Annotated in this window: 17 protein-coding genes and 1 riboswitch; of the genes, 1 reads left to right on the forward strand and 16 read right to left on the reverse strand. The window is 41.7% G+C overall.

The window, feature by feature from the left end; genetic code table 11:
* Positions 1–40: 40 nt before the first annotated feature.
* On the reverse strand, positions 41–805 hold the full coding sequence (map, locus tag NMK36_RS10425) for a type I methionyl aminopeptidase (protein WP_072722082.1): 765 nt from the start codon (positions 803–805) through the stop codon (positions 41–43).
* Between the two features lie 77 nt (positions 806–882).
* On the opposite strand from map, the gene NMK36_RS10430 reads away from it, so the two are divergent.
* Positions 883–1,053 carry a hypothetical protein gene (locus NMK36_RS10430; RefSeq protein WP_254173673.1) on the forward strand — a complete coding sequence of 57 codons (171 nt, stop codon included), beginning with the start codon at positions 883–885 and terminating at the stop codon, positions 1,051–1,053.
* Here NMK36_RS10430 and NMK36_RS10435 read toward each other — a convergent pair.
* From NMK36_RS10435 to NMK36_RS10505, 15 genes are all read right to left on the reverse strand, one after another.
* Positions 1,044–1,496 carry an Hsp20/alpha crystallin family protein gene (locus NMK36_RS10435; protein WP_254173674.1) on the reverse strand — a complete coding sequence of 151 codons (453 nt, stop codon included), beginning with the start codon at positions 1,494–1,496 and terminating at the stop codon, positions 1,044–1,046. The two genes, NMK36_RS10430 and NMK36_RS10435, sit on opposite strands and share 10 nt — an antisense overlap.
* 214 nt (positions 1,497–1,710) lie before the next feature.
* Positions 1,711–2,517, reverse strand: coding sequence for a pyrroline-5-carboxylate reductase (proC, locus tag NMK36_RS10440; protein ID WP_072722078.1), 807 nt, complete (start codon positions 2,515–2,517; stop codon positions 1,711–1,713).
* A 278-nt stretch (positions 2,518–2,795) separates the two neighbouring features.
* Positions 2,796–3,410, reverse strand: coding sequence for a cell division protein SepF (locus NMK36_RS10445; RefSeq protein ID WP_072722076.1), 615 nt, complete (start codon positions 3,408–3,410; stop codon positions 2,796–2,798).
* Between the two features lie 117 nt (positions 3,411–3,527).
* Positions 3,528–4,199 (reverse strand): YggS family pyridoxal phosphate-dependent enzyme, encoded by a 672-nt coding sequence (locus NMK36_RS10450; protein ID WP_072722074.1) that lies wholly within the window; start codon positions 4,197–4,199, stop codon positions 3,528–3,530.
* Positions 4,200–4,272: 73 nt separating this feature from the next.
* Positions 4,273–4,542 carry a transcriptional coactivator PipX gene (pipX, locus tag NMK36_RS10455; protein ID WP_072722072.1) on the reverse strand — a complete coding sequence of 90 codons (270 nt, stop codon included), beginning with the start codon at positions 4,540–4,542 and terminating at the stop codon, positions 4,273–4,275.
* Positions 4,543–4,662: 120 nt separating this feature from the next.
* A complete protein-coding gene (locus NMK36_RS10460; RefSeq protein WP_072722069.1) occupies positions 4,663–5,607 on the reverse strand; it encodes an energy-coupling factor transporter transmembrane component T family protein in 945 nt (314 codons plus the stop codon).
* A gap of 47 nt (positions 5,608–5,654) precedes the next feature.
* Positions 5,655–5,915, reverse strand: a complete 261-nt coding sequence (locus tag NMK36_RS10465; protein ID WP_072722067.1) for a four helix bundle protein — start codon at positions 5,913–5,915, stop codon at positions 5,655–5,657.
* Positions 5,900–6,901, reverse strand: coding sequence for a sirohydrochlorin chelatase (locus tag NMK36_RS10470; RefSeq protein ID WP_072722065.1), 1,002 nt, complete (start codon positions 6,899–6,901; stop codon positions 5,900–5,902). The genes NMK36_RS10465 and NMK36_RS10470 overlap by 16 nt, the downstream gene beginning before the upstream one ends.
* A gap of 47 nt (positions 6,902–6,948) precedes the next feature.
* A riboswitch (adenosylcobalamin-variant (AdoCbl-variant) riboswitch) is annotated at positions 6,949–7,045 on the reverse strand.
* A 172-nt stretch (positions 7,046–7,217) separates the two neighbouring features.
* Positions 7,218–7,430, reverse strand: a complete 213-nt coding sequence (locus tag NMK36_RS10475; RefSeq protein ID WP_072722063.1) for a hypothetical protein — start codon at positions 7,428–7,430, stop codon at positions 7,218–7,220.
* A gap of 77 nt (positions 7,431–7,507) precedes the next feature.
* Positions 7,508–9,940, reverse strand: coding sequence for a transglycosylase domain-containing protein (locus tag NMK36_RS10480; protein WP_254173675.1), 2,433 nt, complete (start codon positions 9,938–9,940; stop codon positions 7,508–7,510).
* A gap of 187 nt (positions 9,941–10,127) precedes the next feature.
* Positions 10,128–11,150: a chlorophyll synthase ChlG gene (gene chlG / locus NMK36_RS10485; RefSeq protein WP_254173676.1), complete on the reverse strand. Its 1,023-nt coding sequence runs from the start codon at positions 11,148–11,150 to the stop codon at positions 10,128–10,130.
* A 390-nt stretch (positions 11,151–11,540) separates the two neighbouring features.
* Complete coding sequence (locus NMK36_RS10490; protein ID WP_072722057.1) at positions 11,541–11,789, reverse strand: gas vesicle protein GvpG; 249 nt, start codon at positions 11,787–11,789, stop codon at positions 11,541–11,543.
* 11 nt (positions 11,790–11,800) lie between these two features.
* Positions 11,801–12,538: a GvpL/GvpF family gas vesicle protein gene (locus NMK36_RS10495; protein WP_072722055.1), complete on the reverse strand. Its 738-nt coding sequence runs from the start codon at positions 12,536–12,538 to the stop codon at positions 11,801–11,803.
* A gap of 373 nt (positions 12,539–12,911) precedes the next feature.
* Positions 12,912–13,373 (reverse strand): gas vesicle protein K, encoded by a 462-nt coding sequence (locus tag NMK36_RS10500; protein WP_072722053.1) that lies wholly within the window; start codon positions 13,371–13,373, stop codon positions 12,912–12,914.
* A 156-nt stretch (positions 13,374–13,529) separates the two neighbouring features.
* Positions 13,530–14,942 carry an LCP family protein gene (locus NMK36_RS10505; protein ID WP_254173677.1) on the reverse strand — a complete coding sequence of 471 codons (1,413 nt, stop codon included), beginning with the start codon at positions 14,940–14,942 and terminating at the stop codon, positions 13,530–13,532.
* Positions 14,943–15,047: the final 105 nt, after the last annotated feature.

Raw genomic sequence — 15,047 nt, forward strand, 5'->3', positions numbered from 1 at the left:
CGAGTCCCCGTAGAGACGCGCCATGGCGCGTCTCTACTATTTATTCGGCTAGAGTTAGAATATCTACGCCTGTTTCTGTCACCGCAACGGTATGTTCAAATTGAGCCGAGAGTTTGCGATCGCGGGTAATTGCTGTCCAACCATCATCTAAAACTTTAGCTTCCCAGGTTCCTTCATTAATCATCGGTTCAATGGTAAAAACCATCCCTGGACGCAGACGTTTTCCCTTTCCCCGTTCTCCATAATGGGGAATTTGAGGCGCCGTATGAAAGACTGTATTCACCCCATGACCCACAAAATCTCGCACCACCGAAAACCCGTGGGCTTCCGCATATTCTTGAATCGCCGCCCCAATATCACCAATGCGTCCATTGGGTTTAACCGCTTCAATACCCCGTCTTAAACATTCTTCCGTAACTTCAACTAATTTTTGAGCCACGGGAGAGGGTGTTCCAACAAAAAAGGTGCGAGAGACATCACCATAATAACCATCCAGAATCGGGGTGACATCCACATTGATGATATCTCCATCTTGAAGAATCTGTTTCGCGTTTGGGATACCATGACAGATGACTTCATTAACACTGGTACAGATTGATTTTGGGAATCCGTGATACCCTAGGGGAGCACTGCGAGCACCATGTTCCTGTGTCCAGCGTTCCGCTTCATCGTTGAGTTCCAGGGTACTTACCCCCGGTTTAATCATCGGTTCAAGATGATTTAACAGTTGTGCCGCCAGACGTCCTGCTTGACGCATTTTTTCAATTTCTCGGCGGGATAAAAGAACAATTGTGTCACTTCCCATTTGTTTGTTAAAAATCTGAATGTATCTCGCAAGTTGTCAGCCTTTATCTTAAAGTATCATAATTAGTTAACTAAATTGTGGCTATTGTTGAGGTTTTTAAAGCTGCAATTGTTAGGCAAGCCCAGCCACAAATCAAAGCTAGAGCGCCGATAGGAGTGATCATCCCCAGCCATCCAATAGATTTTATAGCGAAAATCTCTAAGATCAAAAAAAAGGTGGGCATTGCCCACCCTTACGATTATGATTGAGTTTCAGAGTTTAAATTCACTTTAACAACGCGATGAATTACTTCCGGTGCTTTCGGTAACGTAACGGTTAGAATTCCGTCAGTGTATTCAGCTTTAACTTCCGTTTGCACAATGGCTTCATTAAGGGAAACTACTCGACGAAATTGACCGACAGGAAACTCATAATGAGTGATTTTGTGACCTTCAGAAACTTCTGTTTCAAGAGTTTTACCCGAAATAGCAACCCCACTTTTTGCGACTTCAATATCTAATTCATTTTTATCTAAATTGGGGATAATAGCCCGAACAATAAACTGTTCTGGCGTTTCTTCCAGTTGTACCGCCGGAGTCCAGTCTGTAGCAACTTGAGTTTGGCTTAATTCATCTAAGACTTGATCAACTTGACGTTGAATGTTTTCAATTTCTGCAAAACCGGGAAAAGAAAAACGAGTTAACAGCATCATTAGTGTTCTCCTTTGAGATTGTTTAGGTTTTTGTTTAGGAATTGCTTTGCTTTACATCTCTAATAATGGATTATTTCTTCAAAACCTAAAATGGAAAAAACCGTACTCTTAAGTCGTACTTCCCTAACAGTGATCAGTTATCAGTGATCAGTTATCAGTGGGGAGTAGGGAACTGGGGATGGGGAAGCACTGATAAGAGTACCTCAACCGTCAATTAACGTCCTAACTCTTTTGACCGTTGAGTGGCAGCTTTGACCGCTTCTATTAAAGCTGAACGAAATCCCGCTTTTTCCAGTTGGGAAACTCCGGCGATGGTAGTTCCTCCTGGACTGGTAACACGATCTTTGAGTTCGGCTGGATGTAAGTTAGATTGTGACAGGAGTTGGGCGGTTCCTAATACCGTTGATAACGCTAATTTAGAGGCTATAGGGCGAGGAAGTCCAGCCGCAACTCCTCCATCGGCTAAGGCTTCAATTAAAATCGCCACATAAGCGGGGCCAGAACCCGATAATCCGGTGACGGCATCTATTAAAGCCTCCGGCACGTCTACCACGTCTCCAACGGCCTGAAAAATGCGTCTGGTGAGATCTAAATGGGGGGGGTACACCAATTTTCCAGAGGCGATCGCACTCACACCCGCCCCGACGGTCGCTGGAGTATTGGGCATAATTCTAATCACCGGATGTTTCGGAAAAGCCGTTTCTAATTTATTAAGAGGAACTCCTGCTAAAATAGACAAAACAACCGTATCCAGTCCTAACGTCACACCTCCCCCTAATTCCGTGGCGATCGCTTCAAAAATTTGGGGTTTAATCGCTAATAAAAGAGCTTCCGTTGCCTGAGTAGTTTCCTGATTATTAGCGGTTACAACAACACCATACTGTTGTGCCAAACTATTGCGACGCTCTTGTTGAGGATCACTAATAATAATTTCAGATGGTTGATAAATATGAGAAGAAATTAAGCGGGAGATGAGAGCTTCTCCCATCACCCCGCCACCAATTACACCTAATTTAAACATAAATTAAACTTGTAATATTAAATCCTGAAATTAATGCTACAGAAGAGGGAACAGGGAAAAGTTATCAGTTATCAGTTATCAATTATCAGTGAAATTATCAGTGGTTAGATTTACTTGGAGCCTACGGTCTGAACTTGACTAGCCACGTTTTTACAGAAGTTAAACCTCTCCCCCCCATCCCCTTGTCCCCTTGTCCCCTTGTCCCCCCATCTCCTTGTCCCCTTGTCCCCTTGTCCCCCCATCCCCTTGTCCCCTCTTCCCGTGCTGCCCTGCTTAATTTACTGAATAGCCTGAGCGCGTTCCGGTTGCCAAACGGGGGCTGATGGAGCCGCCATGCGGGGGTTACGCGCTTGAGGAATTCCTTCGTGGACGACGTTACCGCCTTGAGTTCTGACTTGAACGCAACTGGGGGTAAACAGGAAGATGCTTTCGCCAATGCGTTCTTGATGACCATCGAGGGCGAAGGTGCCCCCAGCCACAAAGTCAACGGCTCTTTGGGCTTGATCTGGATCCATTAAGGTTAAGTTTAAAACCACAGATTTGCGTTCTTTGAGAGCGCGAATGGCGGTCGGCATTTCTTCAAAGGTGCGGGGTTCCATCACCACCACTTCAGAAATACCATTCAGAGCACCGGGCATTCCAATAACATTATTCATGGTTGATCCCATTCCAACTTCAGACATTACACCACTACCCATAGATCCAACAGATCGTTGTGAACGACGAGATGCACGAGGTTCCTCTGCCACCATCGGTTGAGGGACAGGTTGTTCCTGTGGGGGGGGATAGTTACCCGGGTAGCGATCCCCTTCCATTTCATCGTATTCGTAATCGTATTCTACAGAGTCATTGAACCCTACAAAATCTTTTAGTCTAGTAAAAAGTCTGTTCACGGTCTAGTCTCCAGTACGACTTTAGAATTTTAACTCAACTCCCACGAGGGGTAAATTGAGGGTGTTGGCTATATCGATTTTTTGTAAGACTTGCCTATTTTACAGTAAGTTTTTGGTTTAATTCCTCCTCTGCCCAAAAATGATTCGTCCTAGTCGGATCATCGTAGCACCTTTTTGAATGGCTAGAGAATAGTCTTCTGACATTCCCATTGATAATTGTTGCATCTCAATATTAGTCCAATTCTGGTGTTGAATTGTTTCTGCTAACTCACGGGTGCGCTCAAAAACACCCAGGGTTTCTGACTCGCTTAATCCTAAACAGGGAATGGTCATTAACCCTTTAATTTTAAGATGTTGGCATTGGTTTAATTGAGGTAATTCTGCTAAGAGTTCGGGGATAGTCCAGCCAAACTTATTCGGATCGGGTAAAATCTTCACCTGAAGGCAGACTTGAGGCTGATACCCCAACTCTCCCGCTAACCGATCTAAACGCAAAGCTAACTTTAAACTATCGATAGATTGAATCCATTGAAACAGTTGTAATGCTTTTGTGGCTTTATTCGTTTGTAAATGACCAATTAAATGCCAAGTAATATCCTGAAGATCTTGTAATTGAGGATATTTTTCAGCCGCTTCCTGGACTCGATTTTCAGCAAAATCTCGAATTCCGGCTTGATAGGCTATCCGCATGGCTTCAACGGAAACCGTTTTTGTGACCGCAATTAATCGCACAGACTCAGGAATAGAAGCTCGAATTTTAATAATTTGTTCTGTGATCAAATCAATCATAATCGTTTTTTTATCAATTTACGGTTATCTGTCAACGGTTAACCGTCAATCATTAACAGACACCGATCAGAAATTATTGAAACGTATTGTGATGGACATCTTGGAGTTTTTTATATTCCTCAGCTTGTCCGGTTCGGCGCAGCATTCTTAAGCGAATTTCGACGAGAAGTTTCGCATCAGAACGGCTAATGGGTTCAAATTTTAATCCCGTTGGCCCCTGTGTCACTAAGAAAAATAGGCGCTGGGCGTAAAGGGTTGTGAACAATTCTTGATGATCCTCAACCGGGCATATTTTGAACAATAACCCGAAGTTGGGATGGTTCATGTAAGTTTCAGTGGTCATTAAGTCTAAAAAATAACCAATAAAGTTAATTGAGGAACAGCTTAACAGGAATTTGAATAATCCAAGCTATCAATTATACAAGCCTATGGTCAATTTAGTTTGACTGATCCACTTCAGGGTTTAAAGTTCCCCGCCCCAAATTAAACGCACACCCCAAAACAAGGTTAAGCCAACCAGAGCGATACTATCCCGACGTTTAAAGCGCAGTTGATGCCATTCCACCCGATGCTGGTTCGGACTGGTGAACCCTCGCACTTGCATGGCACTGGAAATTTGTTCTGCGCGTAATAATAAGTTTTGTAGAAGTCGTTCTGCAATGGTTAACCAAACCTGAATGGTTCGTTTTAGCCCTAGTTTTTTCCAATTAATAGCACGAGTTCGCACGGAACGGATTAAATTTTGAATTTCTTCTAAAACTAAAGGAAAAAATCGTAACGATAGGGTTAGGGTTAAGGCAATTTCTGTAACGGGTAACTTTAACCCTCGTAACGGCTCCATTAAACTTTCTAAAGCCATTGCAATTTCTTCAGAAGCAGTGGTCAGCAAATACAAATTTGTACTATAAACGAGGGTAAATAATAAGGTACTGGTTCTGATTCCTAAGTCTACAGAATAACGGGTAATTTCTAACGGCCATTGATCAAATAACACATACCGATAGGACGTTGGTTGAGGTAAAGTTAGGCTTGAGTTAGAGGCTTGATTCGTTTGTTGTTGCTCTGGTTTATTTGCCAATAAATCAAAGGTTAATTCCTGTTCAGGAAGTCGAGGTTGATGGTCTACGGCTAAACCATCGGGCATAATACAACTGACCACAAAAAGTAACCCACAAAACATCAGTAACCACCCCATTTGTCGCTTCCACACTCGTAACGGAATTCGAGCCAATAAGGTGATTAAAATTAACAACCCGACTAATACTAATCTCCATACAGGGTGTGCTAAAAGCGGAGCTACTAAAAAGCTCATCAACCACACTAACTTAACCCTGGCATCTAAACGATGTAACCAAGTAATCGGTTGTTCTAAATATAGTCCAATGGGAAGCGATCGCAGTAAGTCCATAGAAGAGCAGGGCAGGGAAAGTAGGGGGATCAGGGGGAAAAGGTAGGTTAGTGTTTAAGTAACCAAGGAGAGGGGCTGTTAATCATATTAACAACACCTCCTAAGACTTGATTATAACTTTCATAAAGTTCTTGATCGGTTTCAGTATTGATGTAATTACATCTAATAGCAAATTCAATCCAAGTTTGGGTTTCTGATGCTTCAGATTCACCATCATTAAGCTGGGCAATAAAATCGACTTCATCGCGATGCTTTTGTCCTGATCCAGCAAAATTAGCACAAACAGAAACAATTAAGGTGTATTCCAAATGCGTTGATGATAATCTTCTAATTTGGCATAGGGATCAACTGAGGGATGTTCATGATCATGATGGTGGTGATGATGATGATCATGACCACCATCATGATCATGATGATTTCCTGAAATTGCAGCTAACCGGAATTTGCACATTTCACAGTTCATTTGAACTTCTCCGAGTTGGGTTTCTATTTCCCGTTCTCGTAAGAGGTGTAAAAGTTCCTGTTGAATGCCCATTTCCGGTAAACAAGTCATCTGAATTTCGGGATATTGTTCCTGTTGTTGGGCTGTTATATCAAAGATTTTTTTAACTAAAACCCCAGTAAATAAGAAGTAAGGTAAGACAATAATTCGTTTGGGTTGATAGAGTCGAGCGCGACGAAATCCTTCTTCTAAACGGGGATGAGTAATACCAATAAAACAAGTTTCAACGGTTGAATAACCGCTTCCTTCCCAAAGAATTCGAGCCAGTTTATAAACATCTCCATTAGCATCAGGATCGCTTGCACCCCGTCCGACAAATAATAATACGGTTTCGGAATTGGAAATGTTTAAAGGGTTTAATTCGGGCTGTTCTAATTGGTGTAAACGCGATCGCAATAATTCTAAAATATTGGGACTAATGCCAAAATGTCGGCCATAATGAAAGGTTAATTGCGGATGTCGTTGTTTGGCTCGATCTAACTCATTGGTAATATCAAATTTATTATGTCGCGCTGCAAATAATAATAAGGGTAAGGCGGATAATTCCGTATAACCTTGTTCAATACAGCGATCAATTCCTTCTTGAATAGTAGGTTCTGTTAATTCTAAAAAACAAGGAACCACCGGACGCGAATGATCTAATTGTTGATAGGCTTGAGCAAATTCTAAAAAGGTTTCTCGTCCATCTGTATCACGGGTTCCATGACCAATGAGTAATAACGGACGCTGTAGAGGTAAGGACGGAAATGTTGAGTTTGAGGGTTGAATGGAAAGTTCTGTGTTATAAGTCATGTTAAGTTTAAATCTCCTTCCCCGTGTGAGGCAGGTATAGAGCAAAGTGATCGGTAGGCATTCTGGCTTGTTAGAAATAACCTAACTTACAGTTGCCGCACAGCCTCGGACTTTCACCGATGTTTCCCTACCCGATTACAGTGAATGATTAAGTATTTATTCCATTTTACCCCAGAAAGCAAAAAGATGCGATGAAGGTTGATGGTTTGTTAGTGGAGGTGAAGAATGTGCTTCGCACGCTAATGTTTCTAGCTATTAACCCTTGCCAGAACACTCATTGCATCTTGATAACTGATAACTGATAACTGATAACTGATTAATCAATCGTGATGGATTGAGGGCCGCCGGAATTTCCGTTATTATTTTTAGAGTCAGAGGGGCTAGATACAGAGGTTCCTCCCTGTTTCTCTAGCCAAGTTTTAACGGGATCATCATTCAGGTTTAATTTCAATAAACCTGAGAAAAACCCACCAAAAAATGCAATGGGTTCACGGGTTAATTCTTGTAAAATTGGTTTGAGTTCATCCATAATCGAACAGTCTCCTTAAACCCTGCGATCGCAATAAATCCATCTGGATTTTAGCGCGTTTAACAAAATTTAGCCGTTTAGTAATTATTGGAACCTTCTGAATATCCCCCATCCGAGGAATAGCCATCGGAGGAAGAACCCTCAGAGGAAGAACCCTCAGAGGAATAGCCCTCGGAAGAATATCCCTCAGAATTTCCCCCAGAAGAGGAGTTATCATAATATCCATCAGAAGAATAACCGTTGCTATCACTATAGGAACCCGTATCTGAATAACCGTTATTGTAAGTTTCAGCCGTGTTAGTATAGGTGCCATCCCCACTCGAACCTTGTACTGGATCACCGTCTTCAATAGCAACTTTAGTTCCCGTTTCTATGCTATTAGGTTCATGGGGTTTCGCTTTAATACTGCCTTTTCGTCCTTCTAATTCAGGCAATTCTGGGAACTTTTCAACAGGCATTCCTTCAACAACTTTTCCCATAAATTCCCCCCAACTATAAGCCGCGCTACTACTAGCTCCCCAGGTTGGATCATTATTATCATTTCCTAACCAAATTCCGGTTACAGCTTGAGGAATATACCCAATAAACCATAAATCTCTCGCTTCTTCAGAGGTTCCAGTTTTACCAGCCACTTCTCGGTCGGGTAACGCCGCTGCGCCTCCAGTACCGCCATTAACAACTCCTTCTAACATCCAAGTTGTAATTGCAGCACTATTTTTATCTAAAACTTGTTTGGGTTTAAATTTAGCTTGATAAATGATATTTCCCTGTTGATCTAAAACTCGCCGAATCCCATGAGCCGGAATATAATTGCCTTCATCAGCTAAAGTTCCATAAGCATTGGTTAATTCTAATAAATTAACTTCATAAGCACCTAAAGCCATGGCATAAGTTGGTTTTAAAGGAGATTTAATTCCCATATCTTTTGCTAATTTTATGGCAGGTTCAAACCCCACATCCACTAATACTTTAACAGCAATTACATTAATAGAACGACTCAAGGCATCAGACATCGACATCCAGCCATAATGTTTATTGCCATAATTTCGAGGACGATAACCATCGACTTTATAAGGTTCATCCAAATAACTATCATAAGGGGAAAAACCCGCCCCAATCGCTGCGGCATAAACTAATCCTTTAAAGGTTGATCCCGGTTGTCGTTGTGCTTGGGTAACCCGATTAAATTCACTTTCTTTATATTGATATCCCCCGACCATTGCCTTAACTTCTCCGGTTTTGGGTTCAATAGAAACTAACGCAGCTTGACCAAAATTAGCTCCAGCACCATCAAGTTCTACCGCATCTTTAACGGTTTTTTCTGCGGCTTCTTGCCATTTTAAATCTAAACTGGTTTCAACCGTTAATCCCCCTGCTGCCATCGCATCTTTGGATATATATTGGGGGAGTTCTTTGAGAACATAACTCGAAAAATAAGGAGCTTTCACTAATAACCGTTTAGGTTGACTAGGTTTAAGATTAAGCGGTTCTTGCATCGCGGCTTGTGCTTCGGCGGCCGTGATCACCTTAGCATCCTGCATTCGTTGGAGAACAATATTGCGTCGTTTCGTCGCCGCCTCTGGATTTTCTAAGGGAGAATATTGACTCGGTGCGGGGGGTAAACCCGCTAACATTGCCATTTCCGACAACGTTAATTCATTCACGGATTTACTAAAATAAACATAAGCTGCGTCCGCTACTCCGTAAGCCCCTGAACCCAAATACACTAAATTTAGATAGCGTTCTAGGATATCTTCCTTACTCATTTGATCTTCAATTTTCCAAGACACCATGGCCTCTTTGAGTTTACGGATGAGGCTATGTTCTTGATTCAAATACACAATTCTGGCTAACTGTTGGGTGATGGTACTTCCGCCTTCAACCACTCCCCCCGCTAAGACATTAGACCCAATGGCGCGAACAATTCCTTGATAGTCCACTCCATCATGGTCATAAAAACGAACATCTTCCGTAGAAATAAAAGCTTGTACCAGTTTTTCGGGAATTTGTTTGAGTCGCAGTTTTTCCCGTGTTGCTGGCCCGGTTTGCATTAAAATATCACCATTCGCGGCTTTAATGGTAATAGTGCCATCCCGACTAAAGGATGCCATCGTATTTACTGAAACTTGGGGTAAGCTTTGATCAATTTGATACCATTGCCAAGCTCCATAACCCAACGCACCACCGCCGACACTAATTACGCCAACTCCAATCCAGACACTCGGACGACGATACCACAGTTTCCCTTCAGCATTGGGGGATGTCAGCTTCTGTCGCAGTTTCACCCATTCTGAATTTAACCGCTTCAAGGTGCGATGATGCCAAGCGACCTCCGGGGAATTAGACTCAGAAACCAATTCAGGGGTAGTTTCATCAATTTCAGGTTCTGTTCTCATCGGGGATGACATTACAACCGGTTGGGTTGAAACGTTACTGGGATTAGTCTCCCATTCGGTTTCTGATGGAGTTGAGTCCGTCTTGGGTCGGGATGGTAATTGAGATTCTTCCATTGGTTCGGACAAATGGGTGGTTTTGGTAATCATTCGACAGTGGATTTTAACAGTGCAGAAGGCAAGCAAAACTTGCCTCTACAATTGGCTGTCGAACCCTGATCTCACTGAAAATCAAGGTTTTTTTCTTGATCCCAGTCTTCAGGAGGGTCGGGAAACTGCGGTTTTGTTGGAAGAGGGAAACTCCCTAAACCGCATGACCCAGTGCTAAACCCACAACTAACATTCCTAATACCAGGAACGGTTGGGCACTTGCTTGATATTTAACATCATTTTCTACAGGATTGCGTAGAAAATACATATCTTGGAAGGTAATTTGAGGAATTACCAGCAGTAAAAGAACCGTTGCATAGAGATTTTGCTTGATACTGACTAAATAAACAGCCATACCCGCTTGGAAGATATCAATCATCAAAACACAAATCCAGGCGGCGGTTGTAATCCCAAACATCACTGGAAGGGATTGTAACCCCAATTGGCGATCGCCTTCGACACTCTTAAAGTCATTAACAATGGCAATTCCTAACCCGGCTAAACTATAAAACAAAGTTAAAATCATCACGGTTGGGGTCAGTTCTCCAAATAACGCATGACCCGCCCACCAAGGTAAGGCAATATAACTGGCCCCTAGGGCATAATTTCCTAACCAGCCATTTTTTTTCAGTTTCAAAGGGGGTGCAGAGTAAATATAGGACACAAAGGCTCCCCCAAGACACAGAACGGTAATGATGGGGAATTCATGTCCCGCCCAAGTATCTAACAGGTAGGAAATGCCGATTCCTAACCCTAATAACAATAAAATTTGGGTGACAACTTGGGGAATGGAAATCGCCCCGGAAGGGATGGGACGGTAAGGTTCATTAATGGCATCGAGTTCGCGATCATAAAAATCATTCAGGGTTTGGGTGTACCCCGTCATTAACGGCCCGGACATTAACATACAAGTCGCTACTTTTAACACATCTTCCAGTGACCAAGAAAAATGTCCTGATGAAGCAGCACCACAGACCACCCCCCAAATTAAGGGAATCCAGGTGATCGGTTTCATCAACTGTAGGCGAATTTTCCAAATGGAGGTTTCTCCCGGTGCTGCCCCTTTCATTCCTAAGAGTTGTCGGGTTTTAGCACTGCGATCAGAAGTCGCTATGTCATTCGCGTTGGCTTCTGGGGTTGATTGTTCTGAAAGTTGAGACGATGGAGTGTCCGACATGATCGTTTGTGCGCTTGTGTGTTGAGTGTCTGCAATACAAAAACTAAGATTAACATGGAGTTGGCCGTTGACTGGTAGGGAACAGGGAACAGGGAACAGGGAACAGGGAATGAGTTGGCTGGATTTAGAGACGCGCTAGGCATCAGTGTCAACTTAAGTTCCCCGCCCGGAAATAAATTTCGGGCTGTAGAGGGGGTTACATGGCGCGTCTCTCTACTGAAATTAATTTCAAGGCTTTTAAACTTAAGTTGACACTGATGTGGCGCGTCTCTACTACAAAGGTTTAAGGATTTCATATAAGGTAGATTACCCATTCTGAAATTGACCTCAATAGAGGTCGGGTACAGCGAAACACACAGAAAACTGAATTAAACCGTCTCGGAAATTCGTTTAATTCATTGAATCTGCATTTTCATCTTCTAAGGCTTGAATTTGCAATAATAATTCTTCTTCTTGGACTTCAAACTCTTCTTCAGAAATATCTCCCATATCAAAAGCTAACTGAAGGGCTAATAATCGTTTACTTAAGTTTTCTTTATCGTCTAGTTCGGCTTCAGCCCGTTCTAGGAGTTGTTCGCCGATCCAGATTACCCCCCCAAAGGGTGCTGTTATTGGAGATAATAATAATCGTAAGACCATAACACCTCCGATTAAGGATTGAGTTGGGCAAAATTAAAGGGGGCTGTAAAATTATTATAGCGAATTCGTAAGCGGTTCTTAAAATAGTGATCAAGTTCTTCAATTTTATCACTAAATTTAGGTTCCGTATCCCAAGGAATTAAATAAGCAGCATTATAGATCATCGTATTAGTTAAGGTTTCATTCTCAACAATTTCTTCTGCTAAGGGGGTTAAGGTGTGTTGAAATTTCTCAATAATTCCCTGTTGGCGATCTTGCATCGCCTGTTCAATTTCTTGACCAATTCCAATGACTTCATCCATACTGAGCGGTTTACCTTCTAAGCGATCGCGTTTTTCTCTTAATTCTTGATTTTCTGTCATTAAACGATTTAATTCTTCCGTTTCTTCCCAAAAAATTTTAACTCCGACTTCCCGTTTTCCCTCTAATTTATGAAACAATTGTTTTAACCGTTCTTGATAGGGAAGAATTAACTGCGTTTCTACAGTTTCCCAATCTTGAATCACTAATCCAAATTGCAAAGGTAAAACGCTTCTATAACCATGTTGCATCACCAGTTCTAAGACTTGTTCATGACCTAATAAATTCCGGCGACTGGCTAAATACCGCTCTTGCTGGGCTGCGGAATATAAAAAGCTAAACTCATTCACCGGATAGGTTTGAATTGGTTGTTGATCTAATCCCGATAACGCTAAAGGTCGTACTCGGTTTGTCGGTAAAATTCCATATAAATAGAAACCGTTTTCCATAATTAAAAACCCTTATTAATTTAACTTGTAGTGTGCGTCAGCGCAGCGCACGCACCAAAGTTTGTCAACGACCACCGACAACCCGTGATTACAGCTAAGATCAGATCCCCCTAAATCCCCCTGCCTTGATCAGGGGACTTTGATCTCCTGTCCCCCTATTTTTAAGGGAGGTTAGGGGGGATCATTGACTTGAGATCAGATCCAAGGAATTCGGTTTTGAGTGCCTACTTTTAGCGCGATTGTTGACAACCCTGTAAACACACCATCTCCTATCCATTATAAACGTTAATGCTCATAAAACCTATAGGAAACACTGCAAATATTTTCCCTATTTTCTGTTTTAAGTCAATAATGTTTAAACCCCAAAAGATTTCTACAAAGGTTTAGAGGTTAAGACTAATCTTAATTTGGCATGAATTAAGTTGAGTTGGGCTAACCCTAAATCTACGCTTCCCTCAACAACAATTCCCGTATTCATTAACCGATCTAATAATTCTAAAACTGAAGGGTTTTGTGAACTTTCTCCCGGATAATAAGTTCCTGATTTCGGTAATAATGTCCCAAATTCTGATAATTCAATATTCAAATCGGCTGGATCAATTTCAAAGATTTCACACAATTGTAACACCTGAATTTCTAATTGTCGCAAACTCTCCGCAGCCCGATCTAATTCTTCCTCACTCAGGGTATTACCTTCCATCCGACGGATGATTTGTGCTTCCATTAATTGCCGAATGAGTTCTACCAAAGTCAGCACTAAGGGTGCTAAACCCGCATCTTTTCCAGAGGATTTCGGCGTAATACTTGTTTCTATCGAAGGTTCAGAAGATGACATTTGGATTTATATGAACTGGACGAGGGACTTTTAATTTTCCTTTTAATCGATTGTAATATTATTTTAGGGTAGGTGTGGCATCCTTCCCAAGCCTGTTTGCGCCTGGGTTGGAAGGGACGCCCCCTACAGGATTTGATCACAAATCATTTAGACTGGCTATAATTGTTTTTTGGAAGGAGAAATAGATTCCGAATTAGGAACATTAGAAGGAGTCGGTTTATTATATTTTTCTAGCCAATCTTTTCCGACTTGAATAGTAATATCCGATTCTAAATAACCTGTACTTTCAACTACAACTTTACCAAACCCTAAAGATTTTTGTAACGCTTCAGCACTCTTAATATCGCCATCCTGAGCTACAATTTTAGTTTCTGCTAAAGGTTCTGTCCAAGGTTTAGAAATTTTAACATTCCAGAATCCGCCATCATTCAAATTTCCAACTAATCGATCAATAGCATCAGAATTATCATTACTATCTTGAATCGCAATTCTTAAATCTTTGGGATCAATATTGTCAAATTTCCAAACATCTTGACCGAAATCAAAATGTTGTGCGACTAAATTTTCTAGGCGATTTGCATCGGGTAGCCAATAACTCGCTCGATATTCTTTCGGATCACTAAATTCACCAGGAACCATCAGCATTTCAACATTTTCCCGTTGAATTCCGGCAGAAAAACTTACTAAAGCCACTAATTCTTCCAAGCTTAAATTTGTATCAATATGAGATTGAATAATCGATACAACTTGAGGAATTTTAGAAATAGTACCAACATTTAACGCCTGTTCCATAAACGCCCGAATTAACATTTGTTGACGTTGTACCCGACCAATATCTCCCAAGGCATCATAACGGAACCGTAAAAATTGTAACGCTTGTGATCCATTTAAGTGTTGTTCTCCTTGTTTTAAATTAATATAAAGATGCTGACTATCATCTTGATATTTCATATCCTTGGGAACGTAAATATTAACACCGCCTAGGGCATCAATTAATTTTTCCACCCCTTGAACATTGACGCGGACATAACGGTCAATTCCCACACCGCCTAATAATTCACTGGTGGCTTTTGCACTTAAAGCAGGGCCACCATAATAATTAGCATCATTAATTTTAGTCATTCCCCGACCTTCTACATAGGTACGAGTATCACGGGGAATCGATAAGACTTTTAACTTTTTGTTAGCCGGATCAAAGCGAATTAATAGCATTGTATCCGATAACCCTTTAAAGGAATCCACTAACGCATGATATCCGACATCCGGGTGGGAATCATCTTCTAAATCGGAGGTTAAAACCTTGACCCCCATGACTAAAATATTCACCGGACGGGTTAGTTCAGGCAACTTCATGTTGGTGGTTGCCATTTGACTTTTAGAAAAGACCGCCGCTTCTTCAGGCGTTAGCTTTTGCTGTAATAGGGGGGTAGTAGATAAAGACACCGCTAATAAAGCTCCAGCAGTGGCTGAAATCATCGCAACTCCAGCTAGACCCAAACCCAGTCCTAACCAACGACCGGGACTAGATTGAGCTAATTTTCTCAGACTGGGTTTTGACAGTTTTGGCAATGGTTTTTGACTTTGATATCTTGGTGCTGACACGGACTTCCTCACACACTCAATGAATGATCTAAATTAGGAATAACAGACTTGTAGCAAAAGAGAAAATGATTT

Source organism: Planktothrix pseudagardhii (assembly GCF_904830925.1).
Classification (GTDB): domain Bacteria; phylum Cyanobacteriota; class Cyanobacteriia; order Cyanobacteriales; family Microcoleaceae; genus Planktothrix; species Planktothrix tepida.